Raw genomic sequence first — 26,573 nt, forward strand, 5'->3', positions numbered from 1 at the left:
ATGAAATAAGCTATTGGAATAAAGGATACATTTTTGGAGAAACGGCAGGATGACGGCGAGGGGAGATAGGCCGACAAGGAGCCTTGAAGTGGCCAAGGTGTAAAAAGGGCGAGTAGATATCCAGTATCTACGATTACCTCATGGAGGCAAGTTTTCAGGTGTCCATTGGCGGCGATGCTATCAGTCATCATAAAGTGGCACATGCCGGGCCAGGAATGCGTCGATGCCGACGCGCCAATGGCCGCTCGCGCGCACCCGGGCAACCAGCGCACGCTCGGCAGCTTCCCGCTTTGCGTATCCGGCACAGCGATGGGCAAGTGCCGCCGTCTTGGTAGCCGCAACGGCCGCTGGACTATTGGCAGCGATCTCCATGGCGCGCTCCATGGCGACCCGCCTGACCTCGCTGCGCGGCACCGCTTCATTGACCAGGCCGATGCGCTCCGCCTTGCGTCCGTCGATCAGCCGGCCCGACAGCAGCAGGTCCATGGCATTGGCATGCCCGATCTGATCGATGAGCTTCATGGCGGCGCCGCCCGAGGGAAGGATGCCCCAACGCACCTCGGGAAGACCGATCCGCGCGTCTTCCCACGCGATGCGGATGTCCGCGGCCAGAGCCAGCTCCAGGCCTCCAGCCACGCAATGCCCATTGATCGCCGCGACGATCGGCTTGGCGAACAAGGTCGTCTTCAGCAGCGCACGCTCCACGAGATCATCGATGCCCGAGGTCTCCGTAAGACCCGCCGACAGATCTGCGCCCGAGCAGAACGCTGCGTCGCCCTCACCCGACAGCATCACCACGCGCACCGTGCGATCGGCCTCCAGTTCCTGCCAGAGCTCCGCAAGGCGCCTAAACATCCCGTGGGTGAGCGCGTTGCGACTCGAGGGGTTGTCGAGCACAACATGGGCCACTCCGGCGGCCGGCCGCTCGATCCTGACGCTGCCGGTCGACATCAGCTCACCGCGCTCTGCTGCATCCCGCGTGCCCGCTCGGCCAGCACGTAACGCTGCAGCTTGCCTGTCGTGGTACGCGGAAAATCGCTGATAAACTCGACATAGCGCGGCACCTTGTAGTCGGCCATGCTGCTCCGGCAATGGGAGATCAGATCCGCCGCGCTCATGGTCTGGCCGACCTGCAGCTCCACGAAGGCATAGCCCACCTCGCCGAGCCGCCGGTCGGGGACGCCCACGACCACCGCCTGTTTCACCGCGGGATGAGCCTGGATCATCCGCTCGATTTCGGCGGGATATGTATTCGAGCCACCGACGATGAACATTTCCTTGGCACGCCCGGTGATCTTCAGATATCCGGCCATGTCGAACACGCCCAGATCTCCGGTCTTGAACCATCCATCGCTCGTCATGACCTCGTTCGTCGCATCGGGATTTTTGTAGTACCCCTGCATGACGATGTGGCCACGCACCCACACCTCCCCCACCTCGCCGGCCGGACGCGCAACGCCGGTCTTCGGGTCGCAGACCTTGACCTCGAAGTCGCCGATGGGCTTGCCCTTGTTGTCGCAGACGATTTCGAGCGGGGCATCGAAGCCGCTCAGGACGGTGGAGGAAGTGGTCTCCGTCATGCCGTACACCGCCTGCAGCGAATCGAGCTTGAGCTGGTCGAGGGCGGCCCGCACCACCTCGGGCGTGACCGCGGCGCCGCCGATCCAGGCGCTCTTCAGGCATGAGGTGTCCCGCGGGCGGCGGCGGATCGCGTCGACGAGATCGATGAAGTGGGTGGGGATGCCGCTGATATAGGTGATCCGCTCCTCCTCGACGAGCCGCAACGCTTCGTCGGGCTCCCAATGCGCCATGGTGATCAGCGTGCCGCCGAGCATCAGGGCCGGAAGCAGGGCGGAGAAGGCGCCGGCCACGTGATAGAAGGGCATGTGTCCCAGCAGGACGTCCCCGGCCTCGATATGAAGGACGCGGGCGATGTTCGCCGAGTTGCGCAGCACGACGTGGCTGTGGACCGCACCTTTGGGATAGCCCGTCGTCCCGGAGGTGTAGACGATGATGACGGGATCGTCCGCCTCCACGACGGCCTCGGCCTCGGCCAGCCCGCCTTTCGCCTCGCCGAGCGCGCGCAGGTCCGCGAGGGCGAGCGTTCCGGGCGGAGCGCGGTCGTTCCACACCACGACCGACCGCAAGGCAGGCAGGTCGACGAGTTGGAGCGTCCCGGGGTGCTGGCCACGGAATCCGGGGGCGATCCGCTCCAGCATGTCGAGATAGTCGATGGACCAGTAGCGATCCATCATCAGGAGGATCTTGGCTTCCGACTGAGTGAGGACGTAATGCGCCTCCTCAGCCTTGAAGCGCGTGTTGACGGGAACGAGCACCGCTCCGATGCGGGCGACTGCCGCCCAGATGGCCACCCAGGTCGGGCAGTTGGTCATCCATAGGGCCACCGTGTCGCCGCGCCGGACGCCCAGCGAGAGCAGCCCAGCGGCGAGGCGGTCCACCTCCGCGTCGAGCCGCGCGAAAGAAATCCGTTCACCCATGCCGACGACGGCCGTGCGGCCCGGAACGCGTCGGGCAGTCGCGCGCAGGGCTTGTCCGATTGTGATCCCTCGCCAATCCATGGCATCTTCCTCGTCGGCCCGGGGGCTCAGGCGCCGCCCAGATAGTGTTTTACAAGTTGGTCGTTGGCGAGCATCTCCTGGCGTGTTCCCGCCAGCACCGCCCGGCCGTGCACGAGCACCACGGTCCGATCCGCGAAGGCGACGGCCTTGCGCGCGTTCTGCTCCACGAGCAGGATGGTCAGGCCGTCGGCCCTCAACTGCTCGAGCGCACGATAGATGCCCTCGATCACGATGCCGGCGAGGCCGAGTGAGGGCTCATCCAGCATCAGCACGCGCGGCTTGCCGAGCAGCGCGCGGGCGATCGCGAGCATCTGCTGCTGTCCGCCGGAGAGGTTCCCCGCGAGCTCGCTCCGCCTTTCGGCGAGCGGCGGGAACAGGTCGTAGATGCGCCCGAAGGCCTCGTCTTCCTTGCCTTCGGGGTCGAGGTTGTCGAAGGCGACCTTCAGGTTTTCCCAGATGGTCAGTCCGCCGAAGATGTCACGGTTCTCCGGCACCTGGATCACGCCGGCGCGGGCGATTCGATGCGCGCCCCGGCCGAGGAGGTTCTCGCCGTCCAAAGAGATCGTCCCCTGCCGCGACCGCAGCAGGCCGGAGATGGCCTTCACCAGAGTCGTCTTGCCCGCTCCGTTCGGCCCGACCAGCGCCATCACGCCCCCGGCCGGCACGTCCAGGGAAAAGTCACGCAGCACGGGGATCTTGCCGTAGCCAACGCTGATCTTGTCGACCACCAGCCTGCCGCTGGGTGCCGCTGCGGTTCGCGCCTTCGGTTCCTTGACGCTCATATGCCGTATCCGAGGTAGGAGCTGATGACGGCGGCATCGCGCTGCACCTCCTCCGGCGAGCCCTCGGCGATTTTGCGGCCGAAATCGAGCACGACGACCCGATCCGACACCCGCATCACGAGATCCATGTCGTGCTCCACCAGAAGGACCGTCACGCCGGCTTTGCGCACTGCGCGAATATCCTCGCGCAGGTGCTCCGTCTCGGCTTCGTTCATCCCTGCGGCGGGTTCGTCGAGGAGCACCAGCGCGGGCTCGCCCGCAAGCGCCCGCACGATCTCGACCCGGCGCTGGGTACCGTACGGCAATTCGGTCGCGATCGTGTCCGCATGCCTCATGAGGTCGAAGCGGTCGAGCAGGTCCTGAGCCTGCCTGCGGCGCGCGGCGTCGCCGATGCGCAGGGGGAGGAGCGCCTGCCACCAGCGCTGCCGCACCTCGTTGCAGAACCGCCCGATCATCAGGTTCTCGAGTACGGTGAGGCCGGGGAACAGGCGCACGGTCTGGAAGGTCCGGCGAATTCCGAGGCCGGCCACCCGGGTGGTCCCGATCCTCACCGTCGAGAGGTCGCGGAAGCGCACGTCGCCCCGGCTCGGCGCGAGCACGCCGGTGATGATGTTGATCAGGGTGGTCTTGCCCGCGCCGTTCGGCCCGATGAGCGAGGTGATCGAGCCCTTCGCAACGCCGAAGCTGACATTGTCGAGCGCCCGCAGTCCGGCAAAGTCGCGGCCTACGCCGTCCACGTCGAGGAGCATCATGTTACGGCCCCGTTGTGCGGGCTGAGCGGCTGCGTCGCCGGCTCGTCCAGGGTCGGGACGCGTTGCAGGCGCTTGAACAGGCCGTTGACCCGGTTCTTCGGGAAGAGGCCTTGCGGCAGCACCGCCATGATCACGATCACCACTGCCGCGTAGAGCGCCGGAGCCCAGGTCTCGAAGCCTGCGATGAATTGCGGAACCAGGGTGAGGATGGCGGAGCCGGCTGCCGCCCCGAGCGGCGTGAGGCCGCCGGCGACCAGAAACAGAAGGATGTCGACGGTGCGAGAGAAGCCGAAGTTGGCCGGGCTGATGAAGCTGTAATAATGGCCGAACAAGCCGCCGGCGAGCCCTGCGAGGCCGCCGCCGAGGAACAGGGCGAGCATTTGCAGAAACGGCACGTGGAGCCCGTTGCACGAGGCGACGATCGGGTCGGAGCCGACCGCGAACAGCGCCTTCCCGAGCCGCGTACGGTAGATCCACACGCAGAGGGCGAACGCAGCCGCAGCCACGAGGGCGATCCAGTGGCCCTCCACATAGGGGATGCCGGCGAGCCCCATGACCCCGCCCGTGGGCTTGAAATGCGAGAAGAACAGCACGATCAGCTCGGCGGCCGCGAGCGTCGCGATGGCAAGATAGATGCCGCGGATGCGAAGCGACATCAGTCCCAGCGGGATGCTGACGAGGGCGCCCGCCGCGGCGCCGGCGGCAAGTGCCAGGGGGATCGGCAGTTCGGCCTCCAGGCTGCACCAGGCCGCCACGTAGGCGCCCGTGGCCATGAAGCCGGGAAGGCCGAGCGACCACACGCCGGCGAGAAACGGGAACAGCAGGCTCAGCGTCAGCAGGATGTTGATGCCGACCAGCGCCTGAACGGGCTCGGAGAGAAGGACCGACATCACACCTCGCGACGCTTGACGGAGACCCCGAAGAGGCCATCGGGCCGCACCAGGAAGACGAGGATCAGCAGGATCCAGACGAAGGCCTCCGACCAGCCGCTCGGCGCATAGGCCTGGAACAGGACCTCGCACACGCCGAGCAGAAGCCCGGCGATGAGCGCGCCACGCAGATCCCCGAGGCCGCCGATGACGATCACGGCCAGCGCCTTCAGCGCATAGGCATCGCTCATATAGGCGCTGATGACCTCGAACCGCGTCGCCACCATGAGACCGGCGAGCCCCGCCAGCGCCGAGGAGATGAGAAACACCTCCACCACCGCCCGCTGCACCGAGACGCCGAGCAGCTGCGCGGCGTTCTCGTTCTCGGCGATGGCGCGGACGTTGCGGCCAAACCGGCTCTTGCGGATGAGCCCGAACAGTGCCGCCATCAGGACCACGGAGACGGCGAGGCTCGCCGCCTGGGCCCCGGACAGGATCACCTCGCCGATCCGCACGTCCGGCAGGCTGAGTCCCGCGTCGAATGGCAGTTTCAGGCTGCCGAAATGGTTCACCAGGATCACCTGGATGATGACGCCGAAGGACAGGCTGGTGACGAAGCCCCCCAGCGCGTGGCTCTGCGGGATCGGCCGGAAGCTCACGAAATACAGCAGGGCACCGAGCGCCGCGGCGACGACGATGCCCACCGGAAAGCCGAGCGCGGGCGGCAGGAGGCCCGAGGTGACCGCGAAGTAGGCGGCGAATGGCGCCGCCATGAAGATGTAGGCATGCGCCAGGTTCAGCATGCGCAGGACGCCGAAGACCAAAGTGTATCCGACGCCGATCAGCGCATAGACGCTTCCCAGCATGACGCCGTTGACGATTTGTTGCGACAGCATGGGCCCCTCCGTGTCAGGTCCGCGCGCGCGTGGTCACAGCCGCTCCCACCGGCCGTCCTTGGTGTGGAACACGAGCGTGGGCTTCACGGCGTCGCCGTCGGCATTGATGGTGATCGTATTGCCGAGGCCCTGATAGTCCTTCAATCCGGCGAAGTAGGCGCGAACAGCCTCCCGGGCCGCCTTGGGATCGCCGCCCGGCTTCAGCTTGGCGGCCTTGAGCGCGTCGGCGATGATCTTCACGGATTCATAGGCTCCGGCCTCGATGTAGAGGGGCGTCGTATACTGGCCGGGAAGCTCCTTTTCCGAGCGCTCCTTGAACTCCTTGACGAAGGCAACGACGGAGGGGTCGCTGGAGCCGGGATCGAACGGCTGGCCGGAATAGAAATCCAGGCCGCCGGCGACCTGGGCGATGGAATCGGTGACGAAGCCCAATCCGCCGATCAGCGGCAGCTTGACCTGCTGCCGGTTGAGCTCGCGCAGGAACGTCTTGCCCTGTTCGATCACCAGCCCGACAACCGCCGCATCGACGTTCATGCCGCGCAGCTTGGTGACGAACACGCTGTAGTCGGTGGCGTCCACGGGAATCTCCATGGGCGAGTCCCGGTTCACCAGCATGAAGCCATTGGCCTCGAGCGCCGGCGGCGCCACCTTGGTCATCAGGTTGGTCTGGTAGGCGTCCTTGGGATCGACGGTCAGCGCGAAGGTCTTCACCGCCGGATAGCGCTCTCGGAACGACTTCACCACATCGCCGAAGATCGTCTGGTCGATGGCCGCGTTGCGGAACGTCCAGGGTCGGTTCTGCGCCGAGAGGCCCGGAGCGCCCGAGCCGGGCGAAACCGAGACCAGCGCCGCGCGGTTGGTGGCCGGGAAGGCGGTGCGCGCTTGGGACGTCTGGATCGGCCCGACCACGGCGACCACGCCTGCCCGGTCGAGATTGCGGACAGCCACCACCGCCTGCTCGGGGCTGGTGCGATTGTCCTCGATCACGAGCTCGAGCTTCGCGCCGTCGATCCCGCCGGCCCTGTTGATCTCGTCGACAGCGATCTGCGTGGCGATGATCACGTGGCCGCCATAGCTGGCGGCGTTTCCACTGCGCTCGACATTGAGCCCGATCTTGAACGTGTCCTGGGCCTTCGCGGCGGTGGGCGCGCCGGCGATCGTCGCGGCGAGCGCTATCAGGGCCAAGCGCCTCATGCTTCGTTTCCTCCCGGTTCTTGTGCGGCCGCTATTGCGGTCCGTCGCCTCCACGATTGCAGCACATGCATCCGATCAGCGCAGAATGGAGAATTTCGGATTATGATTCATTAGTCAATATTTCCCTTTGCGGCGGGGAACTCATAGTGTGGAGGTCCCGGGATGGAGGTCCGTGAGACGCGCCTCCGGCGGTCGCGTCTCACGACCGGCACGCCGGACGCGACTATGGGATGACAGTGATAGATCCGTAAGGAGGGGTTCCTTGCCGCGGTCCAAGTCGACACCCATCATCCCCATATCCATGCCGCGGTACCCGGCGGGGGACTGTCTGCCGATAGCTCCAGATGGATCGCCTGCCGGGCCCGCTTCTTCCTGCCGGTGCGGGTGCTGTCCCGCCTGTTCCGGCAGCTCTTCCTCGACGGACTCCGGGCGCTGCATGCCGCCGGCCGGCTCGCCTTCTTCGGCGAGCTCGCCCCACTGGCCGACACTCCTGCGAGGCGATGCTGGCACCCCTGCGCCGGGCCGAATGGGTGGTCTATGCCAAGCGCCCGTTCGCGGGACCGGCGGCGGTGCTCGCCTATCTGTCGCGCTACACCCACCGCGTGGCGATCTCCAACAGCCGGCTCCTCGTCATGGACGACCGCGGGGTCACCTTCCGCTGGAAGGATTATCGCGCCCGGGCCAAGGCCACAGGCGACAGTTGGATCAAGGCCATGACCCTGCCGGCGGACGAGTTCATTCGCCGCTTCCTGCTCCATGTCCTGCCCGACGGCTTCCACCGCATCCGGCACTACGGCCTGTTCGCCGGCGCCGTCCGTGCCGCCAACATCGACAGGATCCGCGCGCTTCTCGCCAAGGACGATCCCGGCGCCTCACTGGTTTCGCGCGACGGGCTGGTATCAATGAGAACAGCGATTGTCTTGATATCCATGGATCTTACCCTGTGATGCCCATTCGCCGCATCGTGCGGCTGCTCTACGAGGCCGTGCGCCTTGGTCGCCCGGCCATCCAGAAGGCCGCTTGGGCGATGATGCCGGAGCCGGCAAGCACGAGAGCGGCGGCGAGCGCGGGGTCGGATCCGACACCGGCCAAGGCCGTGCACAGGGCGCCGACCGCCATCTGCATGGCGCCGTAGAGGCCCGAGGCGGAGCCGGCGACACGGGGATTGACGCTGAGGGCCTCAGCCAGCGCGGCGGGCGCCGCGGTGCCCACGCCCACGGAGAATATGAACACGGCGGCGATGGCCAGGGGCACGGTGAGCTGATCCGACAGCACGACGGCGAGCAGGATGAAGGCGGCTGCCACGCTGACCCCATTGGCGCCCACCAGCAGGCGGCCGACGGAAACACGGGCGATGAGCCGGCTCGCCAGCATGCTGCCCACCCACACCCCCAGGACCAGGAGGGCGATATAGCCCCCGACGCTGGCCGTGGGCTGGTGCAGTTCGCCGGTGAAGATGAAGGGGGCCGCCGCGACGAAGCCATAGAGGGAGGTGGTGGCGCAGCCGCCGCCCACCGCATAGCCCCAGAAGGCTGGCGCCCGCAGCAGTTGGCCATAGCCCTCCATCAGCCCGCTGGCGGCGCCTTCGGTTGCCCGTCCGGTCTCCGGCAGAAGACGCCAGGCGAGCAGGAGGTTGACCACGCCGAGCAGGGTCAGGGCGATAAAGATGGAGCGCCATCCCGCCGCATCGGCGAGAAAGCCGCCCACCAGCGGCGCCGCGCCCGGACCGACGGTGATCATGAGATTCATCAAGGCGAGGCGCCGGGTGGTGTCCGCCGGCGCCGAGGTGTCGCGCACGATGGCGCGCGCGAGCACGAGGCCGGCGCAGCCGCCCAGCGCCTGGAACAGCCGGGCGGCGATGAGGGCGTTGACGCTCGGCGCCAGCATCGCCGCGAGGCCGGCGACGGTGTAGAGCGAGAGCCCCGCCAGCAGGACGGGCCGGCGCCCGAACCGGTCGGCGAGAGGCCCGTAGACGAGCTGCCCGCCGGCGAGGCCGAGGATGTAGAGGCTGATGGTGAGCTGCATGGCCGCCATCCCGCCGCCGAGATCCTGCTGGGCGACGGGCAGCGCCGGCACGAAGACGTGCATGGCGAGGGTGCCGGAGAAGGCCAGGAGCGCCAGCAGCCAGAGCGGCGCCGTCCCGCCCGGCGGGGTGTCCCCCTTCAGGTGTCCTGGTGTCAGCGCGGCATTCGCGGGAGCATTCATGGCATTTCGTCCTGGCGTCACGGCAAAGCGCGGAGCGGCCCCCGAGGCGGTCCGTCCGCAGGGCGGCGCAGCGCTCTCATCGGGCCGGCCGCGCGGCGTGCACGGATTGGGCGTCCGACGGGTCCGCGTGCGCGGTCTTGCCGGCGACACCGGGTTCGATCTCCACGGTGGCGGTGAGGCCGGCCACGAGGCGGATGTCGGGCGGCACGTCCTCCAGGGCGATGCGCACCGGCACGCGCTGGGCGAGGCGCACCCAGTTGAAGGTCGGATTGATGTTGGCGAGGAGGCCGGTGCCGGCCGTGCGCTCGCGGTCCTCGATGGCCGCCGCGACGCTCTGCACCCGACCGCGCAGCAGGGTCGGCTCGCCCATCAGGCGGATCGTGACGGGATCGCCCACATGGATGCGCGGCAGCTTGGTCTCCTCGAAATAGCCCTCGACCCGAAGCGAATCCGTATCCACCAGGGCCACCACCGCCTTGCCAGTGGAGACGTAGTCGCCCCGCCGCAGCTCCAGATTGGTGACGATGCCGTTGGCTGGCGCCTTGATCTCCGAGCGCTCGAGGTTGAGCCGGGCGAGGTCGCGCTCGCTCACCGCCTGCTGGTAGGCCGCGTCGGCCTGGGTGAGGGCGGTCTGGGCCTGCTCGGCGTTCTGCGGCGAGACCACCTGCCGCTCGCGCAACTGCGTGTAGCGTGCGAGGTCGCGCTTGGCCTGCTCCAGCGTCGCGGCGCGGCCCTCCACCGCAGCCTCCGCCTGCTTCAGGGCGATGGCGAAGCGCTCGCGGTCCACCCGGAACAGGGCGTCGCCCTTCTTCACCGCGGCGTTGTCGCGGACCAGCACCTCGCTCACGAGACCGGAGACGTCGGGAGCGATGCCGACCACGTCGGCGCGCACGCGGGCGTCCCGCGTCCAGGGGGCGTTCATGTAGGTGTCCCAGAGCGCGCGGCCCACGAGACCGGCGCCCGCGACCACCATGAGAGTGACGCATATGCGGACCCACTTCGCGACATCGATCTTCATCATGCGATCCGTTGGAGAAGGACATAGCCCGCGCCGGTCACGAGCACGAACACGGAGAGGTCGAACAGTGCCCGGTGCCAGATGAGGCGGCCGAGCCCCACCTGGCTGACGAGGCGGGAGAGGAGCCGCGTGACCGCCATGGCGGCGAGCGCGAGGAGGAGAAAGGTCGGCACGTAGACGCCGAAGATGTCGAGTTCCGCGGGCATGCGTGTCTCACTCGGCCGCGAGCAAAGGCGGGGCGACGGCGCCCCGTGCCGGCGGCAGGAGGGGCGCCGCGGCCCCGGGGAACAGAGCCTGCCTGAGGCCGACCAGCGCCTGCAGGGCATTATCCGCCGCCTGCCCGGCGCGCTGGGCAAGCACGGCACGGATCGCCTCGTCCACATGGTCCAGAAGGCCGGCGGGCGGCAGCAGCACCGCGCCGGCCTTCTGCTGCGTTCGGAAATGCCCGGCCACTCCGGCGAGGACGGCATTGATGGCGTCCTTTGCGGCACCAGGCAGCGCCCGGCGATCGCGCTGCAGATCAAGGACATTGTAGCCGATGCGCAAGTCTCTGAGCCCGTCCGTGGCGAGGCCGTCGTCGATGGCGCCCGAGGCGAGGCGGGGAATGAGCAGACCGAGGCGGTCGAGGGTGCGGCTCACCAGCACGCGGTGGTCCTGCAGGCGGGTGCCGGCGGCGCAGGCGGCAAGGTCCGCCCAGCCCGAGCGCACGAGGCGGCGGGCGGTGATCTCGGCGCCGAAGGGTTTGGTCGCCAACGCCCAGATCCAGGCGAACAGGAAGCCGCCGGTCACCGCCAGGCTTTCATTCACATAAACGGTGAAATCCGCATTGTAGTGGCTCTGGACCGAGAGGGAGCCCGAACCCGTTGCGGCGAGCAGTAGGGTGACGAGGCCGAGTTCCGGGCGGGGAATGAGCGCCCCAACCAGCAGGAACGGCAGCACCAGCACCAGCACGAGCATCGCGAAATCGTGGATCTGGGGCACCACCGTGAACAGAAGGACCCCGGCGATCACCTGGGCCGTGGTGCCCCAGACCACCATCATCCAGAGGAACGGGGCTGGCCGGTCCTGGGCGCCGAAGAAGCAGCAGGCGACCGCCGCCATGGCCACGAAATTGGCGCCGCCGGGCCATCCGCTCGCGATCCAGATCAGGCTCGCCGTCAGGGTCGCGAGCGCGGCGGAAGCGGTGGAGAATAGCAGCAGGCCGTGATCATGATGGCGCGCGGTGCCGATGACGGGGCGGTGGTGCAGCACGGGCGCCCAGTGTCCCGCAGCAGGGTCTCCAGCCACCTGCCGGCGTAACGCGAGGCAGTCCTGCCAGAGATCGACAAGCTCTTTGAGGCGGGCGCAGAGGTTCGCATGAAGGAGGCTCGGCCAGTCACTGAGGGCGCCGGGATCCGGAGTCAGCTCAGCGATCCGTGCGCGCAACCGCTCCGGCGTGTCGGGAGCGCCCCCGATCCAGTCCGCGATTTCGCGGGCGAGGGCGACAAGATCGTCCCGCACGCTGCCCATCGCTTCCTCGCGGGTGATCGCGCGCATCCGGTCGTTGAGGGAGGACAGTACCGGCAGGAGCAGCAGCAGGCGACCGCGGAGCTCTCCGGCTTCGCGGGCGAAGGCGCGCGCCTCGGGATCGTGTGCCAGTTGCATGATGAGCGCGTCGAGCGCCGCGACGTCCGCGGCGAGCTTCTGTCGGACCAGAGGCACGGCCTCATCCGTCACCTCGCCACGCAGCACCTCGCCGGCCCAGGCGCCGGCATCGCGCAACCAGCCGCCGACGCGTGCGGCGAGGGCCGGCCCGACGCTCACCGGGAACACGACCGCGCCCACGAGGCTCGCGCACAGGATCCCGAGGATGATCTCTTCGCTGCGAGCGAGAGCCACGTCGAAGATGGTCTCCGGCGCGGTGACCGTCGGCAAAGCGATGATGGGCAGAGTGTAGGCCGCCAGCATGAACACATAGCTGCGGGGCGTGCGATCGAGCAAAGAGAGGTAGAGCAGCCCCCCGATCCAGGCGGCGACGGCGATGCTCAGAAGCTCGGGGGCGCTCACGAACGTCGGCACGAGCACCACCACGCCGGTGGCGCCGATGAGGGTACCGAGCATGCGATAGAGCGCCTTGGAGGTAGTGGCGCCGGTGAGCGGGTGGGACACCACATAGACCGTGGTCATGGCCCAATAGGGGCGCGGCAGGTCCATGGCCAGGGCCACGTAGAGCGCCAGCATGGCGGCGGTGAAGGCCTTGGTGGAGAACAGCCAGTCGCGCGCCGAGGGAAGCTTCAAGAGTCCGCCTCCAGGAGACTAAGGTTCTGCTGGAGCCGGGTATGGGCGTGCTCGAGGGCCTCGAGCACCCGGAGGGTCGCCTCGACGTCCGCTTCGCTGATCTCGGCGAAGATGCGGGACCGCAGCCTGGCGATGGCGCGCTCGATGCGCTCCGCGAGCTGCTCGCCCTCCGCAGTGAGCCACAGGGTCTTGGCGCGGCGGTCCTCCGGATCGTCCCGGCGCACCACGAGCCCGGCGTCACAGAGCTGGTCGAGCAAGCGGACGAGGGACGTGCCTTCGATGCCCACGTGTGCCGCAAGGGTCACCTGACGCACGCCGCCGCCGAGGCGCCTCAGCCACACCAGGGGCGAGGCGCAGGCCTCCGAAATGTCATCGGCCGCGAGCGCGGCTTCCGCCAGCCGCCGCCATTGCCGGCCCGCCTGCAACAGGCCGGAGGTGAGCCGCCGACGGCTTGCTTGTTGGTTGTTCATGAGCACATAATGTGTCAGAAATTAATTCTGATGCAATCAATTTGGGTCGTGAGCGAGGGCGGCGACCGGATCAAGCCGAGGGCGGCTCGACCGCAAGAGCCTGCGCAAAGCGACCGTCCATGCGGACCGCACGGACCTCTCACATGCGGCCGGTGAATGGGCCGCCTCGGTCCGGGAATGGGAAAGCGTGCGATATGGGGAGCGAGCATGACCACCGGCCTGCATGAAGCCGTCGCAAATGATCTGAGCGAGGTTGCACCCGGCCTTCTGCGCGTGCGTGTGCCGCTGCCCTTTCCGCCGAGCGAGGTCAACGCCTGGCTGCTCTCGGGCCCGGACGGATGGACCCTGATCGATTCCGGCATTGACGATGCGCCGACGCGGGCGCTTTTCGCGCGGGTGCTGGCCGATCCCCGGCTCGGCGGACGGCCGGTGGAGCGGCTCCTCGGGACCCATTTCCATCCGGACCATGTGGGGCTGGCGGGTTGGCTCCATGCCCGCACTGGCGCCGACATCCACATGAGCCGCCTGGAGTGGATGCAGGCGCGCTTGCTCCTCAACGAGGATCCGGCGGAGGTGATCCCTCAGCTCGTGGCCCACAACCAGCTGTGCGGCGCGCCCCAGCCGTTCCTGGACCTGGTGGAACGCCGGGGCATGCTTTATCCCAAATGGGTCGGGCCGCTGCCCCGGCGCTATATGCGGGTGAAGGAGGGGGACGAACTGACGCTCGCCGGCAGCGCGTGGCGGGTGATGATCGGCGAAGGCCACGCGCCGGAGATGATCTGCCTCTATTGCGCGGAGAGAGACCTGCTGATCGCGGCGGACCAGATTCTCGCACGAATCTCGCCGCACATTGGGACGCACCCTTCGGACCCATGCGCCGATCCGCTCGGCGCGTTCCTGGGATCGCTCCTTCAGTTCGAGGCGCTGCCCGAAGGCACTCTGGTCCTGCCTTCCCACGGCGACCCGTTCTACGGCCTCCATGGGCGGATCGCCGCGCTCAAGGCGCATCACGACGAGCGGCTGGAACGGCTCATGGACTTTTGCATCGAGCCGCGCACGGTGATGGAGACGCTGGAGGTCCTGTTCCGGCCTCTGCCGCTCGATCAGACCGGCTTCGGGCTCAGCGAGGCGCTGGCGCATCTCCGCCACCTTGTCAGCCGCGGGGAACTGGGGCACGGGATGGACGCGCAAAGGTGGGTGTTTGCCCGGCGCTAGCCCATCTTATTCATTGGGGTTTGCTTTTGAGGCTGGCGCGCGTGGCGCAATACGTTGATATGTCGTAGGAATTGGTTGTTTAAGACCCCTCCGGCGCACATTTCGCGCCAGCCACGCCCGCCATGAATGACGCTACGATTCTCCCGTTCTCGTTTCCAGCCGTCGGACGCAAGAAAGTCACAGCCGATTTCGACCCCGGCCGCCTGACTTCGGACGGCGGTGTCATGCTGCTTTCGATAGCGGAGCGGCGGCTCGGCCTCGCCGACCGGCTGGCCGGTTGTTTTCCGGACCGGCGCGATCCCTCGCGCGTCATCCATAGCCTACCCGACATGTTTCGCGCCCGCGTTTTCGCCATTGCCTGCGGCAACGAGGACGCCGACGACCTCGATTTTCTCCGCGCCGATCCGACTTTCAAGCTGGCCTGCGGGCGTCTGCCCGACACCGGCCGCGATCTGTGCTCGCAGCCGACCCTGTCGCGGCTTGAAAACGCGCCGGGGCTGAAGGACGTGATCCGCCTATCTTACGCCCTCGTCGATCAACGGATGGATTCCTATGAAAAGGAGCCGTCCTCGGTCACGCTCGACATCGACGACACCTGCGACGTGGCGCACGGCCATCAGCAACTCTCGCTGTTCAACGCCCATTACGACGAGCGCTGCTTTCTGCCGATCCACGTCTACGACACGGAGAAATCCCGGCCCGTCGCCGTCGTGCTGCGGCCGGGCAAGACGCTGGGCGGCGTCGAGGTTCGCGCCCATTTGCGCCGGCTGACGCACCGCATCCGCGCGCTGGCAAAAGACCCGTATCCTGTTTCGCGGCGACGGCCATTACGCCCGGCCCGAGGCGATGGCGTGGTGCGAGGAAAACAACGTCGATTTCGTGTTCGGGCTCGCCGGATCAAAGCCATTGGCGCGCAAGGTCGAGGAAACGGCCGACACTGTCCGCACCGACCGCGCTGGGCGACAAACCCGCGTGCGCGGCTATGCCGAAACCCACCACAAGGCCAAAGTCCTGGAACAAAGAGCGGCGCGCCGTCGCGCGCATCGAAGCGACAAGGCTCGGTCTCGACATCCGCTTCATCGTCACCAACCTTGCGCACGGCTCGCCCAAGTGGCTATACGACAGCCTGTATTGCGCGCGCGGTCAGGCCGAGAACCTGATCAAGCTGCACAAAACCCAGTTGGCGTCGGATCGCACGTCGTGCCATTCCGCCGTCGCCAATCAGGTCCGCCTCGTGCTGCACACCGCAGCTTATTGGCTGATGCTCGCCGTGCGCGACGCCATCCCCAAGGTGCGCGATCTGGCAAAGGCGGAGTTCACGACGTTGCGGCTCCGGCTGCTCAAGATCGCCGCCCGGATCGTCGAGACGGCAAGCCGCGTGCGCCTTGCTTTCGCGGCCTGCTGTCCGGAAGCAGATCTGTTCCGCGGATTGCCCGCAGCCCTCATGCCCTGCGGCCCGTAAACAGGCGGGGCGTGAGCCCCCATCGTCTAGCAGGTTCCTCCAGCGCGTTCACCCAAGTACGGTTCGTCAGATGGTGAAAAATCCGAACGATGGCGTGCGCCCGAAATCATGCGCCAGGCGATGGCCGGCAAAATCCGTGGTCGTCATGAATAGGACGGGTTAGGACACTTCGGAGCAGACACATGCGGTTTGCACGGCAAGCGGCGACAGCTCATGAGGGTTGCATCTTGTCATCCGAGAAGAGCGACCATGCGGCAACGAACAGGGCGACGATCAGCGGGCCGAGGACAAATCCGTTCATGCCGATCAACGAGAGCCCGCCCACAGTGGAAATGAGCACGGCGTAGTCCGGCAGCATGGTACCCTTCCCCACCAAAGCTGGCCGCAGGACGTTGTCCACCGTGCTGATCACCAGCGTGCCGATCGCGAGCAGGATGGCGCCCTTCAGATAGGCGCCGGTCAGCAGCAGATAGGCTGCCGCCGGCACCCAGACCAGTCCGGCGCCCACAGCGGGCAGAAGTGACAGGACGGCCATCAGGACGCCCCACAAGAGCGCGGCCTGGATCCCCAGCATCCCGAAAGTGACCCCTCCTATGGCGCCCTGGATTGCGGCAATGGTGACATTGCCTTTGACCGTGGCCTTCACCACAGAGGTGAACTTCTCGAGCAGCTGGTCGGTTTCGCGCGCGCCGAGAGGGCTGGCTTTGCGGATACGGGCGGCAAGGGCTACGCCATCGCGGAACAGGAAGAACAGCAGGTAAAGCATCACCCCGAGGCTGATGACGAACTGGGCCGTGTTCTGCCCGATGATGATCGCCCTGTTGGCGAGGGTCTGGCTGAATTCGAGGAGGAACGATGTCAGCCGGGTCTGGAGCTGAGCCATGTCGCCGAGATCGAGCGCGGCAAGGGCCCTCCAGACGAAGGACGGCAGCACCCCCTGGAGCTGTGCGAGCATTGTGCCCGGATCGAATTCGCGCGTGCCGATGCGGGTGTAGAGGCTGGCGGCTTCGTTGGCGAGGGCGGCGAGGATCAGTGTGCCGGGGATGACGACGACGCAGATGCAGGCCAGGACGCTGAGTGCCGCCGCGAGGTTGCGCCGGCCACCGAGCCACCTCTCAAGCCCGCGTTGGAGCGGATCGAACAGGATCGCCAGGATGACTGCCCACAAGATCGCGCCGTAATAAGGCGACAGCAGCCAGAGGAACGCCACCGTCACGAGCACGAGGGTGGCGAGAAAGGTGAACTCCTGGATCTTCGTCCCCGGCATGGGCGGCCTTGCCTCCGTGGTTGCAGGTCCCCTATCTCGCCTGTTCCGGCCCGGCATGTCCAAGCAATCAGGGCATTGTCCCGCCTCCCGCCGGTCGGATTTCGTCGCCGGCCCCGAGGTTCCGCGTCCGGCGGCGGGCGTCGAGATCGTACAGGATCGGGACGACGAACACGGCGAGCGCGGTGGACACCACCGTTCCAAAGATCAGTGAGATGGCAAGCCCGCCGAATACAGGGTCCGTCACCATGATCGCCGAGCCGAGGTGTCGCTTGGCACTTAATTATGACAATGCCCTTCCAAGGATATCAAGTGGTTACGCTGGCACTTAATTTGAGAATGAAGTTCGCAATGCTTTTCCTCGCGGACATGACATGAACAATCCATTCCCTGACGAGATTGACGAGGCGGTTTGGGACGAAGCGTGCCGGCGGACGGATGCGATCCGTGAATTCCTGAAAGGTCGGGCCGGCAGTGCGACGGCGGCGCAAGTTGCCGAACTCGCTGCCGAGATGGAAGTTAGCCAGGCGACGGCGTACAGTATCCCTCCGACGGCGGCCGTCTTGCGAATTGAGGCCTGGTGGTGAGAATTCGTCTGTATGGACGTCTATACAGACACGCCGATCAGTTGGCTTGAGATCGTTGAGAGCGGCGGCCGGCGGCGCTTCAGCGATGAGGCGAAGCTGCGGATCGTCGAGGAGAGCTATTCGGGTCGACGCCTGGGCTCGGCGACGGCCCGCAAATACGGGATCACGCGCACGCAGTTAACGAGTGACGCGGCGCGGGCCGGGCGGTTTGGTCCGGCTTCGAGAGCAGGATTTGTTCCGGCTGTGATCGTGCCGGAGGTCGCGGCGGCGACCGGCCCGCTGATGGCGGACGGCAGCGGCCGGATCGAGATCGTGATGGCTAACGGGCGGCGGGTGCTTGTAGATCGCGATGGCGACGTCGAGGCTCTGATCCGGGTCGTGCAGGCGGGCACAATTACGTGCTCCTTCCGCGCCGACTCCGCATAATCATGGTCGGCGCATAGTTGCGGAAGTCCACCGGCCGCGTCGCCACCATGATCCGGACCGCGCCGCTCGGGCCGATCATGATCTACCCTTCAGCGCGCCGATCACCGCCGCAATGGTGGCCGGTGAAGCTCCGCTCTCGATCGTCACCCTGACCCCGCCGACGTCGACCTCAATGGCCGCCGCGCGGCGTTGCCGAGTGCGCCGCTTCGGCCGTGACCGTGTGGCCGAAGGCTCCGATGCCGGACCAACCGCCGGCGCGACCACCGCCGGCACAAACGCCGGCACCGTCTCCGCCGTCCTCCGCGCCTCGCGGCGCCAAGTGAACAGCTGTTGCGGTGTCAAGCCGTGGCGGCGGGCAACCACCGAGACCACGGCGCCGGGAACGAGAGTCTCTTCCAGGATCCGTGCCCGGTCGTCCGCCGTCCAGCGCCGACGCCCCATCGCGCCGTTGATCACCTCGAAGCGCCGGACCTCAACCTCCGGCTCAAGTCTATGGTCAAGCCCAGACACAAAACGATCCTCCAATCAGGATCATCAAACTGCGCTCTCACGCCCGACCTATGAAGGTGCGCCCGGGACGACGCTTACCAAAAATGAGGGCCGTTGGTATTAGGTGGAAACCTGCGGCAGGGTCCCCCTCGACAGACCCTGCCTCAGGTCCGCAGAGCTGTCCTCAAGGCGATGACCTTGCCGTTGACGCTGCGAAACCCGCCCCAACTGGCGTAGGCTCTTCTGGAGACCGCCAATCTGATCCTGCCAAAGTCGGCTGGTCGGCGACCGGCATGACGGCGACCCGGCTCAATCTTGTGCGGGTGCGTTCGGCGGCACGTTGATCCGGAACCACGCGACATACAGCGCCGGAAGAAACAGGAGGGTGAGCACCGTGCCGACGATGATCCCGCCCATCATGGCGTAGGCCATGGGCCCCCAGAATACTTCGCCGGCGATGGGGATGAGTCCGAGGCTCGCGGCGGCGGCCGTCAGCAGGATGGGCCGCATGCGGTTCTCGGTTGCTTCCACGACCGCCTCCCATGGCGGACACCCTTCCCCGCGCAGATGCTCGATCTGCACGATGAGGATCACGGAATTGCGGATGAGGATGCCGATCAGCGCGAGCACGCCGAGAATGGCGACGAAGCCCAGGGGTGCGCCGCTCGGCAGGAGCGCGGCGACGACACCGATCACCGCGAGGGGCGCCACCGCGAAGACGATCACCAGCCGCTGGAAGCTCTGCAGCTGGAGCATCAGGATGGCCGCCATGATGAACAGCATCAGCGGCATCACCGCGAGGATCGGGGCCTGGCTCTTGCCGCTCTCCTCGACGGCACCGCCGATCGCCACGTGATAGCCGGCCGGCAGCTTCGCATTGAAGGCGGCGATCTCGGGCTTCAACTGCTCGACCACCGTGTTGGGCTGGGTCGCATCCAGGATGCCGGCCTTGAGCGTGATGGTGGGAAGCCGCGACCGCCGCCAGATGGTCGGCTGCTCCAGCTCGTAGCGCAACGTGGCCACCGCCGCCAGCGGCACCGGCTGGGTGCCCGATCCGGTCAGCTGCAGGTTGCGCAGGGTTTCGAGGGAATGGCGTTCCCCCGCATTGGCGCGCGCCATGACATTGACCAGATAGATGTCGTCGCGCACCTGCGTGATCGAAGCTCCGTCCAGCACGCTGTTCATGGTTGCGGCGATGTCTTCGGAGGTGACGCCGAGCTGGCGGGCCTTGTCCTGCATCACGTCGACCTTGATGACCCGCGCCGGCTCCAGCCAGTCGAAGACCACATTCCCGAGATGCGGGTTGCGTCGGACCACGACGGCGAGTTCGAGCGCGTGGGCGCGGACGGACGCGATATCGGGACCGCTGACACGGAACTGCACCGGGCGGCCCACCGGCGGGCCGATGTCGAGCAGGTGCACGAAGGCATCGGTGCCAGGAAACGTGGCCTTCAGGTAGTCCTGCAACTCGGCCTTGAGGCGGTCGCGCGCCTCCAGATCCTTGGTGACGATCACGGTCTGCCCGAACGAGACATCCGACGGCTGCACGTCGAAGGTGAGGACGAAGCGCGGCGCGCCGGTCCCCACATAAGTCGACCAGTGATCGAGGCCGGGATTATCCTTCAGCGCCTCCTGCTCGAAGCGCGCCATTTGCGCGCTGGTCTCGGCGATGGAGGCATTCTGGGGCAGGTTCCAGTCCACCACCAGTTCGTTGCGGTCGGAGGACGGGAAGAACTGTTGCTGCACGAAGCCCATGCCGACGACGGAGACGAGGAACACCAGGATTGTCACCGCGATGGTGATCCAGCGCCGGCGCATGCAAAGGTCGAGAACCCGGGAGAACAGGCGGGAGAAGCGTCCCTTTTTGTCGTGATGGCTCTTCATCGTCGCCGGCAGGATGGTGACGCCGAGCAGCGGCGTGAACAGCACGGCCACCACCCAGGACACGATCAGCGACACCGCGATGACCACGAACAAGGTGAAGGTGAACTCGCCGGCATTGCTGTTGTTGAGCCCGATGGGAATGAAGCCCGCCACCGTCACCAGCGTTCCGGTCAGCATGGGGAAAGCCGTCGACGTATAGACGTGGGTGGCCGCCTTCCGCAGGGTATCGCCGGCTTCGAGCCGCGCCACCATCATCTCCACGGCGATCATGGCATCGTCCACCAGCAGGCCGAGGGCGATGATGAGCGCGCCGAGCGAGATGCGCTGCAGCGAGATGCCGGAACTCGCCATGACCAGGAAGGTGATGGCCAGCACCAGCGGGATCGAGATTGCCACAACGAGCCCCGCCCGCATGCCCAGACTGACGAAGCTGATGGCGAGCACGATGATCACGGCTTCTAACAGGGCCCGCGTGAAGCCGCCCACCGCCTCCTCCACGATCTGCGGCTGGTCCGACACCAGGTGCACGCCGACGCCGATGGGCAGGTCCGCCTCGATCTTCGCCATCTGCGCCTTCAGCGCCTCGCCGAATTCGAGCAGGTTGGCGCCGGCCTTCATGCCGATGGCGAGGCCGATGGCTGGCTCACCGTTGAAACGAAACAGGGAAATGGGCGGGTCAACATAGCCGCGGGTAATGGTGGCGACGTCGGTGAGCGGGAAGAACCGGTCGTTGATCCGCAGATTGATAGCCTTCAGGCTCTCGTCAGAGGTGAACTGGCCGTTCACCCGCACGCTGACGCGCTCGGGACCGGCCTGCAGCACGCCCGACGGCGTGATGGCGTTCTGCGCCTGCAATGAGGACAAGATGGCGCGCTGGTCCAGCCCCAGCGCGGCGAGCTTGCGCGTGGAGAACTCCAGATAGATGACCTCGTCCTGCGCCCCGATGACCTCGACCCGGCCGACATTGGGCACGGTGAGCACCTTGGCGCGCACGTCCTCGACCTGGTCGCGCAGCTCGCGCTGACTCAGCCCGTCGCTCGTGAAGGCGTAGATGTTGCCGAAGACGTCGCCGAACCGGTCGTTGAAGTTCGGCCCGACCACCCCTTGCGGAAAGGACCCCTTGATGTCCCCGATCATGTTGCGCACCAGGACCCAGGTGGGAGGAACGTCCCGGGCCTTCGTGGTGGCGCGCAGATTGACGAAGATCGTCGTCTGGCCCGGCACCGTGATGCTCTTTGTGTAGTCGAGGGATTCGAGTTCCTCAAGCTTCTTCTCGATCCGGTCTGTGACCTGACGCGTGACGTCTTTGGCGGAGGCGCCGGGCCACTGCGCCTGGATCACCATGGTCTTGATGGTGAAGGCGGGATCTTCCTCGCGTCCCAGCTTCAGGTAGGAGAATGCTCCGGCCAGAATGAAGGCGATCATGAAGAACCAGACGAGCGAGCGGTGATCGAGCGCCCAGTCGGAGAGATTGAACGGCTTCACGGCTGGGCTTCCTGCTCGATGCGGACCTTTTGGCCGTCGGAAAGAGAGTGGATGCCGGCCGTGACCACTCGCATGCCGGCCTCGACGCCTGAGATCACGCGTCTGCGCCCGTCGCTGACGTCTGCGACTTGGACATGCTGCAGGACGACCGTCTGGCTGGACGCCTCGACGCGCCAGACGAAGGTCTTCCCGTCGCGATCGAAGACGGCGCCCGCCGGCACGAAGAGGGCGATCGCGCGCACGACCGCCGGCTTGGCGGTGATCGTCGTGCCGAGCCGAAAACTGTCCGGCGGTTGGTCGAGCCCGATACGGATACGGCGTGTGCGGGTCGCCGCGTCGGCTTGAGGCGCGATCTCCCGGACCTTGCCGTTGGCGGTGACGGACGCATCGCGTCGCAGGCTCACGATGAACGGGGTTCCGATCCTGAGCTCGCCCACCAGATCCTCGCCCACGTCGATCACGGCCTCGCGCACATCTGGCCGCGCGACGGTGACGATCCGTTCGCCTGGCGCCACCACCTGGCCGACTTCGGCCCCCACCGTCGTGACGACACCGGCGAAGTCCGCCTTCAGCTGCGCATAGCCGAGCTGCTCGCGGGCCTTGACGAGATTGGCCTGAGCCTTCGCCATCGAGGCCTGGGCGGCGGCACGCCCCTGCTCGGACGTCTCGAACGTGGCGCGGCTGGTGGATGCGGTTTCGAGGAGCGTACGCTGACGATCCTCCACACCGGAGGCGTTGGCCAGCTGGGACTGGGCATTGGCGACTTCGGCAACGGCAGAGCGCACGGCGAGCTTGAGCGCGGCATCATCGATCGCCGCGACGACCTGATCCTTCTCCACCCGGTCGCCGACACCGACCGGCCGCGCGACGAGCCGCCCCAGCGAGCGAAAGCTCAGCTCCGTCTTGAACTGGGGCTCGATGGTGCCGACGGTTACGACGTTCCCGGTGGCGACGGGCCTGACGACGGTCGACAAGACCGGCCGCGGAGGCTTAGCCGGCGAGGTCTCTTCGTTGCAGCCGGCGAGGGCGGAACAGGCGACGAGAATGAGGAGGAGCGGCATCTTTTTCACGACCGGCTCTCCGCGTCATATGTAACAATCTGGCCGGGGCTCAGCAGCTTGCCGCCTTCGACAACGACCACATCCCCGGGCGCGAGCCCATGGGAGATCACGATCGTCCCCGTTCCGTAATCATCGACGGTCACCGTCTTCAGGGAGACCGTCTTGCTGGCCCGGTCCAGGCGCCAGACGGCGGGCGTGGCACCCACCGCAGCGAGCGCGCTCCATGGCAGAACGATCCGTTGCTCCGGCTTCCAGGTCGCGGTGCCGGTGACCGGGCTGCCCAGGGTCATCGCCGCAGGCGGGTTCTCGATGGCCACCTTCACGTGCACCGTGCCGGTCTTGGGATCCACGGTCGGCGAGATTTCCCGCACGTGCCCCGTCGCGGTCACCGCAGGATCGGAGACGAGGGCCAGCGCGATCCTGTCGCTCTCCGCTTCCCGGAAGAATGTCTCGTGCACATCGAACACGGCGTCCCTGTCCCCGTCCTGCGCCAGCGTGAAGACCGAAAGCGCCGCCTGCGCCACCTGTCCTGCTTCGAGATTGCGGACGGTGATGACGCCGGCCGCGCTTGCCCGCAGTTCGGTGTAGGTCAGCGCGTCCTTGGCGGTGCCGAGCTGCGCCTTGGCCACCTCGAGTGCGCTTTTAGCGCCGCCCAACGCTTCCTGCGCCTGATCGTAGGCCGCACGCGTGGTGAAGCCCTTGGCGAGGAGCGTCTTCTGCCGCTCGAAATTGGCGGTGGCGACCTTGAGCCGGGATTCGGCTGCTGCGACCGCCGCGGTAGCGGCGGCGAGATCGGCCTGCTGTTCCGTGGGAGCGAGGCGCGCCAGGACGTCGCCGGCCTCAACATGCGCGCCCACGTCCACCAGACGTTCGGTCACCCGCCCGGTCACGCGGAAGGAGAGTTGCGCAAGGGTTCGGGCCTGCACGTCTCCGGTCAGGACGATCGAGATCGTTCTGTCGACCATCTGCACGGTCTGGACGCGAACAAGAATAGGCTGCTTCGCCGTCGCCACGGAGTCCGCGCGGTCGCAGCCCACCAGGGCTTGCATGAGCACCAACATCAATACCAGCGGCCCTGCGGGTCTCGCAACGGGCCACGCGCTCGACCATCGATCGGAGCGGCGGGCGGGAATGGGGTCGATCATGGATGCAGGCTCACAACAAGGCGCATGCCGAACCGCCTCGTCCCTGGGCGATCCGAACGTTAGGCCTTCGTGGATATTATTGACTAACTCGTAAGTCAATAAATAGATTGATTTCCGGCGAAACGTCGCGTCGCTTGCATGCGGCCAGGCACGCTCACGAATGGGTAGACAAGCCATGAACGCACCGACCAAGGCCCGGATGCGCCGCAAGGCGGACCGACCGGGCGAAATCCTCGAGGCGGCATTCGAGGAATTCGCCAAGCACGGCTACGCCGCGACCCGGCTCGAAGACGTGGCGAAACGCGTCGGCGTGACCAAGGGCACCATCTATTTCTACTTCGAGACCAAGGAACGCGTCTTCGACGAGATGATCCGTCACGTCTCGCGGCCCATCTTCGACGAGGTGACCAGCTTCGTTGCCGCGCTCGAAGGTCCGTTCGGGGTCCGGCTGCGCGCTCTGCTCGACTTTCTGTTCCGTTTCATCGCCGAGGAGCGCGTGGGCCGAGAGGTGATGCGGTTCCTGATCGCTGAAGGCGCGCGGTTTCCCGATCTCGTCGAGCGCCACCACCGGGAGTTCCTGGTGCCGTTCCTCGAACGCCTGCGCGAGATGATCGCTGCCGGCATCAAAGCCGGGGAGTTTCGCGCCACGCCGGCGCTCCGATACCCCGAGCTCATCTTCAGCCCGGCGCTGCTCCTGAACGTCTGGTGGCTTCTGTTCGACGACCGGCATCAGATCGACGTGAAGATGTTCATCGATGCCCAGTTCGACCTTCTCATGGATGGTCTGTCGATGGGCGGTCTGGAGTCGGAGCCCAAGAGGCTTTCAGCAAAGTTGCCCCGCTCCGGGCGCTCCAGGGCATAGGCATAGGCTCATCGGCCGTCAACATCACGCTGCTGCGGCACGACGCTGACATATGCGAAGCTCCTCGCGCCGATCATGGGCCGGCGCGAGGAGGCATGCATCGATTCAGCGCTCACTTCATGGCGTCGGAAAGGGAGTCGCGGATGGATTGATAGGTCTCGACGACGCGCGTGCGCACATCCTCGTAGGCCTGCTTCGCCTTGTCCCAGGAGCTCGCACTGGCCTTCTTCAGGCTGGCCGCCCGCGCCTTGAGCTCCTCAACCTTCTTCTCCAGTGCCGCGATCTGCTTGTCGACGGCCGCGCGCTGGTCCTGGGCGAGCTTGGCGGCATCGGCCTTGAGCTTGGAGATGGTGCTTTCCAAGGCCTTCTGGCGGGCTTCGACCTGAGCGAGAAGCACCGCCTTGCGCGTGTCGAAATCGGCGTGGACCTCATCCAGATAGGTATCGACTTCCTTCTGGAAGGTCTTCCAGCTGTCGTCCAGGGACTTGCGGGCGTCGGTGATCTGTGCCGCCGTCCACGTGCGACTGTTGTCGAGCATCGCCTCGGCCTTGGCCCGATAGGCGTCGCGCGTCTCCTGCAGCCGTTTGACGGCCGCATCGGCCTTCGCCTTCACGGCGCCCTTGAGCTCAGCCGCATTTTCTTCCACGACCAAGACGCTGGCATCCAGTTCGGCAAGCCGCTCCTGCGACCAGGCGATGGCCTGTCGGGTCAGGGACGGATCGGCCGGCACAGTCGTGGAGGAGGGGGCGGCCGCCGGAGCGGGTGCCGGTTTCACCTCAGGAGCCGCGCCCTGTGCCGGCGCGGCCGCCGGAGCAGGGGTCGTCAGGGGGTCTTCTGCGTGGGCGGTGGCCGCCGGCAGGATCGCGATCCAGCCGAACAGCGCGGCACCCATCTTCCAGGCGCGAAAGGGCATCGTATTTCTCCCTGATATTGTCGACGTTTGCGTCAAATGGAACGGGGCGCCGAAAGCCGCGCGCCGCCGGGCGTTCGGATCAGAACAGCTTCGCCAGTGCTTCGGTGATCTTTTTGACGGTCTTTTCGTGAACCGCCTTCGTCTCGGCGATGCCAGCCTTGATCGCCTCCCAGGTCTCCTCGCCCGCGCTTGGTGCCTGGCCGAGCTTCACCTTGGCCTTCTCTGCTTCTTCGCTGAGTCGTGTCATGGCGGTATCGAATTCGATGCTTGCCTTCTCGACGGCGGTTTCGGCCTGCGCCTTCAGACCGTTCAGCGCGCGCTCGAAGGACTTGCGCTGGGCTTCGACCCGCGTGGAGATGGCCTTGCGGACCACATCGGATTGCTCGCCGGCGGACGCCAGGAAAGCCTGGAAGGCGGATTCCACTTCCACCCATTCCTCTTCCACGGCCTTCTGCGCCATCAAGACCGCGCCCTTCGTTTCGTCCGCCTGAGCTTGCAGAAGCGCAACCTGCTCCTTCAGCTTGGCTTGGGAGTCGCGCAGGCGGGAGAGCGCCAGATCGGCGTTGCCGCGGGCTGCCTGCTGAAGCTCGCCGGCGGCTTTCTCGGTCTGAGCGACCATGGCGTCGACTTCGTCGAGCCGTTGCTTGGCCCAGGCGATGGTTTCGTGGGCGGACGATTGCTCTGTCATGAACAGACTCCTCAAGTTTACGCGTTGGGACGTCTTCCCGGCGGGAATTT

General features: G+C 66.6%; 24 protein-coding genes and 2 pseudogenes. 6 read left to right on the forward strand and 20 right to left on the reverse strand.

Annotated features, from left to right (window positions below):
• Window positions 1-180 precede the first annotated feature (180 nt).
• From V5F48_RS21685 to V5F48_RS21715, 7 genes are read right to left on the reverse strand one after another with little or no spacing between them, the layout of a single operon-like run.
• A complete protein-coding gene (locus V5F48_RS21685) occupies window positions 181-951 on the reverse strand; it encodes an enoyl-CoA hydratase/isomerase family protein (RefSeq protein WP_394260303.1) in 771 nt (256 codons plus the stop codon).
• On the reverse strand, window positions 951-2,579 hold the full coding sequence (locus tag V5F48_RS21690) for an AMP-binding protein (RefSeq protein WP_394260304.1): 1,629 nt from the start codon (window positions 2,577-2,579) through the stop codon (window positions 951-953). The genes V5F48_RS21685 and V5F48_RS21690 overlap by 1 nt, the downstream gene beginning before the upstream one ends.
• A 26-nt stretch (window positions 2,580-2,605) precedes the next feature.
• Window positions 2,606-3,361 (reverse strand): ABC transporter ATP-binding protein, encoded by a 756-nt coding sequence (locus tag V5F48_RS21695; protein WP_394260305.1) that lies wholly within the window; start codon window positions 3,359-3,361, stop codon window positions 2,606-2,608.
• Complete coding sequence (locus V5F48_RS21700; RefSeq protein WP_394260306.1) at window positions 3,358-4,113, reverse strand: ABC transporter ATP-binding protein; 756 nt, start codon at window positions 4,111-4,113, stop codon at window positions 3,358-3,360. The genes V5F48_RS21695 and V5F48_RS21700 overlap by 4 nt, the downstream gene beginning before the upstream one ends.
• Window positions 4,110-5,003 (reverse strand): branched-chain amino acid ABC transporter permease, encoded by an 894-nt coding sequence (locus V5F48_RS21705; protein ID WP_394260307.1) that lies wholly within the window; start codon window positions 5,001-5,003, stop codon window positions 4,110-4,112. Before V5F48_RS21705 ends, V5F48_RS21700 begins: the two co-directional genes overlap by 4 nt.
• Entirely contained in the window at window positions 5,003-5,878 is an 876-nt protein-coding gene (locus tag V5F48_RS21710) for a branched-chain amino acid ABC transporter permease (protein ID WP_394260308.1), read from the reverse strand. The genes V5F48_RS21705 and V5F48_RS21710 overlap by 1 nt, the downstream gene beginning before the upstream one ends.
• A gap of 33 nt (window positions 5,879-5,911) precedes the next feature.
• Window positions 5,912-7,072, reverse strand: coding sequence for an ABC transporter substrate-binding protein (locus V5F48_RS21715; RefSeq protein ID WP_394260309.1), 1,161 nt, complete (start codon window positions 7,070-7,072; stop codon window positions 5,912-5,914).
• 324 nt (window positions 7,073-7,396) lie between these two features.
• On the opposite strand from V5F48_RS21715, the pseudogene V5F48_RS21720 reads away from it, so the two are divergent.
• Window positions 7,397-8,019: pseudogene (locus V5F48_RS21720) on the forward strand (IS91 family transposase).
• Window positions 8,020-8,047: 28 nt separating this feature from the next.
• Here V5F48_RS21720 and V5F48_RS21725 read toward each other — a convergent pair.
• The 5 genes from V5F48_RS21725 to V5F48_RS21745 form a co-directional block, all read right to left on the reverse strand.
• On the reverse strand, window positions 8,048-9,277 hold the full coding sequence (locus V5F48_RS21725; protein ID WP_394260310.1) for a multidrug effflux MFS transporter: 1,230 nt from the start codon (window positions 9,275-9,277) through the stop codon (window positions 8,048-8,050).
• Between the two features lie 76 nt (window positions 9,278-9,353).
• Window positions 9,354-10,298: an efflux RND transporter periplasmic adaptor subunit gene (locus V5F48_RS21730; RefSeq protein ID WP_394260311.1), complete on the reverse strand. Its 945-nt coding sequence runs from the start codon at window positions 10,296-10,298 to the stop codon at window positions 9,354-9,356.
• Entirely contained in the window at window positions 10,295-10,501 is a 207-nt protein-coding gene (locus V5F48_RS21735) for a DUF1656 domain-containing protein (RefSeq protein ID WP_394260312.1), read from the reverse strand. The genes V5F48_RS21730 and V5F48_RS21735 overlap by 4 nt, the downstream gene beginning before the upstream one ends.
• Window positions 10,502-10,508: 7 nt before the next feature.
• Complete coding sequence (locus V5F48_RS21740; RefSeq protein ID WP_394260313.1) at window positions 10,509-12,572, reverse strand: FUSC family protein; 2,064 nt, start codon at window positions 12,570-12,572, stop codon at window positions 10,509-10,511.
• Entirely contained in the window at window positions 12,569-13,042 is a 474-nt protein-coding gene (locus tag V5F48_RS21745) for a MarR family winged helix-turn-helix transcriptional regulator (RefSeq protein ID WP_394260314.1), read from the reverse strand. The genes V5F48_RS21740 and V5F48_RS21745 overlap by 4 nt, the downstream gene beginning before the upstream one ends.
• 207 nt (window positions 13,043-13,249) lie before the next feature.
• Between V5F48_RS21745 and V5F48_RS21750 the strand changes: the two genes are divergently transcribed.
• Window positions 13,250-14,257 (forward strand): MBL fold metallo-hydrolase, encoded by a 1,008-nt coding sequence (locus tag V5F48_RS21750; RefSeq protein WP_394260315.1) that lies wholly within the window; start codon window positions 13,250-13,252, stop codon window positions 14,255-14,257.
• Between the two features lie 122 nt (window positions 14,258-14,379).
• Window positions 14,380-15,719 (forward strand): annotated as a pseudogene (locus V5F48_RS21755) (IS1380 family transposase).
• Window positions 15,720-15,930: 211 nt separating this feature from the next.
• Here V5F48_RS21755 and V5F48_RS21760 read toward each other — a convergent pair.
• Both V5F48_RS21760 and V5F48_RS21765 read right to left on the reverse strand, forming a co-directional pair.
• Complete coding sequence (locus V5F48_RS21760) at window positions 15,931-16,986, reverse strand: AI-2E family transporter (protein ID WP_394260316.1); 1,056 nt, start codon at window positions 16,984-16,986, stop codon at window positions 15,931-15,933.
• Between the two features lie 67 nt (window positions 16,987-17,053).
• The gene (locus tag V5F48_RS21765; RefSeq protein WP_394260317.1) at window positions 17,054-17,233 is read right to left on the reverse strand and encodes a hypothetical protein; all 180 of its coding nucleotides are present in this window, start codon (window positions 17,231-17,233) and stop codon (window positions 17,054-17,056) included.
• A 124-nt stretch (window positions 17,234-17,357) separates the two neighbouring features.
• Between V5F48_RS21765 and V5F48_RS21770 the strand changes: the two genes are divergently transcribed.
• Both V5F48_RS21770 and V5F48_RS21775 read left to right on the forward strand, forming a co-directional pair.
• Entirely contained in the window at window positions 17,358-17,570 is a 213-nt protein-coding gene (locus tag V5F48_RS21770; RefSeq protein ID WP_394260318.1) for a hypothetical protein, read from the forward strand.
• A 12-nt stretch (window positions 17,571-17,582) separates the two neighbouring features.
• Entirely contained in the window at window positions 17,583-17,996 is a 414-nt protein-coding gene (locus V5F48_RS21775) for a transposase (protein ID WP_394260319.1), read from the forward strand.
• Between the two features lie 75 nt (window positions 17,997-18,071).
• On the opposite strand, the gene tnpA is transcribed toward V5F48_RS21775, so the two are convergent.
• The 4 genes from tnpA to V5F48_RS21795 form a co-directional block, all read right to left on the reverse strand.
• Complete coding sequence (gene tnpA, locus V5F48_RS21780; protein ID WP_394260320.1) at window positions 18,072-18,506, reverse strand: IS66-like element accessory protein TnpA; 435 nt, start codon at window positions 18,504-18,506, stop codon at window positions 18,072-18,074.
• A 288-nt stretch (window positions 18,507-18,794) separates the two neighbouring features.
• Window positions 18,795-21,854 (reverse strand): efflux RND transporter permease subunit, encoded by a 3,060-nt coding sequence (locus V5F48_RS21785; protein ID WP_394260321.1) that lies wholly within the window; start codon window positions 21,852-21,854, stop codon window positions 18,795-18,797.
• Window positions 21,851-22,915: an efflux RND transporter periplasmic adaptor subunit gene (locus tag V5F48_RS21790; protein ID WP_011993035.1), complete on the reverse strand. Its 1,065-nt coding sequence runs from the start codon at window positions 22,913-22,915 to the stop codon at window positions 21,851-21,853. The genes V5F48_RS21785 and V5F48_RS21790 overlap by 4 nt, the downstream gene beginning before the upstream one ends.
• A gap of 5 nt (window positions 22,916-22,920) precedes the next feature.
• A complete protein-coding gene (locus tag V5F48_RS21795; protein WP_394260322.1) occupies window positions 22,921-24,060 on the reverse strand; it encodes an efflux RND transporter periplasmic adaptor subunit in 1,140 nt (379 codons plus the stop codon).
• Window positions 24,061-24,235: 175 nt separating this feature from the next.
• Here V5F48_RS21795 and V5F48_RS21800 point away from each other — a divergent pair, with 175 nt between their 5' ends.
• A complete protein-coding gene (locus V5F48_RS21800; RefSeq protein WP_011993033.1) occupies window positions 24,236-24,922 on the forward strand; it encodes a TetR/AcrR family transcriptional regulator in 687 nt (228 codons plus the stop codon).
• Window positions 24,923-25,034: 112 nt separating this feature from the next.
• On the opposite strand, the gene V5F48_RS21805 is transcribed toward V5F48_RS21800, so the two are convergent.
• Window positions 25,035-25,814, reverse strand: coding sequence for a hypothetical protein (locus V5F48_RS21805; RefSeq protein ID WP_394260323.1), 780 nt, complete (start codon window positions 25,812-25,814; stop codon window positions 25,035-25,037).
• 100 nt (window positions 25,815-25,914) lie between these two features.
• On the reverse strand, window positions 25,915-26,523 hold the full coding sequence (locus V5F48_RS21810) for a sll1863 family stress response protein (RefSeq protein ID WP_394260324.1): 609 nt from the start codon (window positions 26,521-26,523) through the stop codon (window positions 25,915-25,917).
• Window positions 26,524-26,573 lie beyond the last annotated feature (50 nt).

Source organism: Xanthobacter autotrophicus ATCC 700552 (assembly GCF_043194565.1).
Taxonomy (GTDB): domain Bacteria; phylum Pseudomonadota; class Alphaproteobacteria; order Rhizobiales; family Xanthobacteraceae; genus Xanthobacter; species Xanthobacter autotrophicus_F.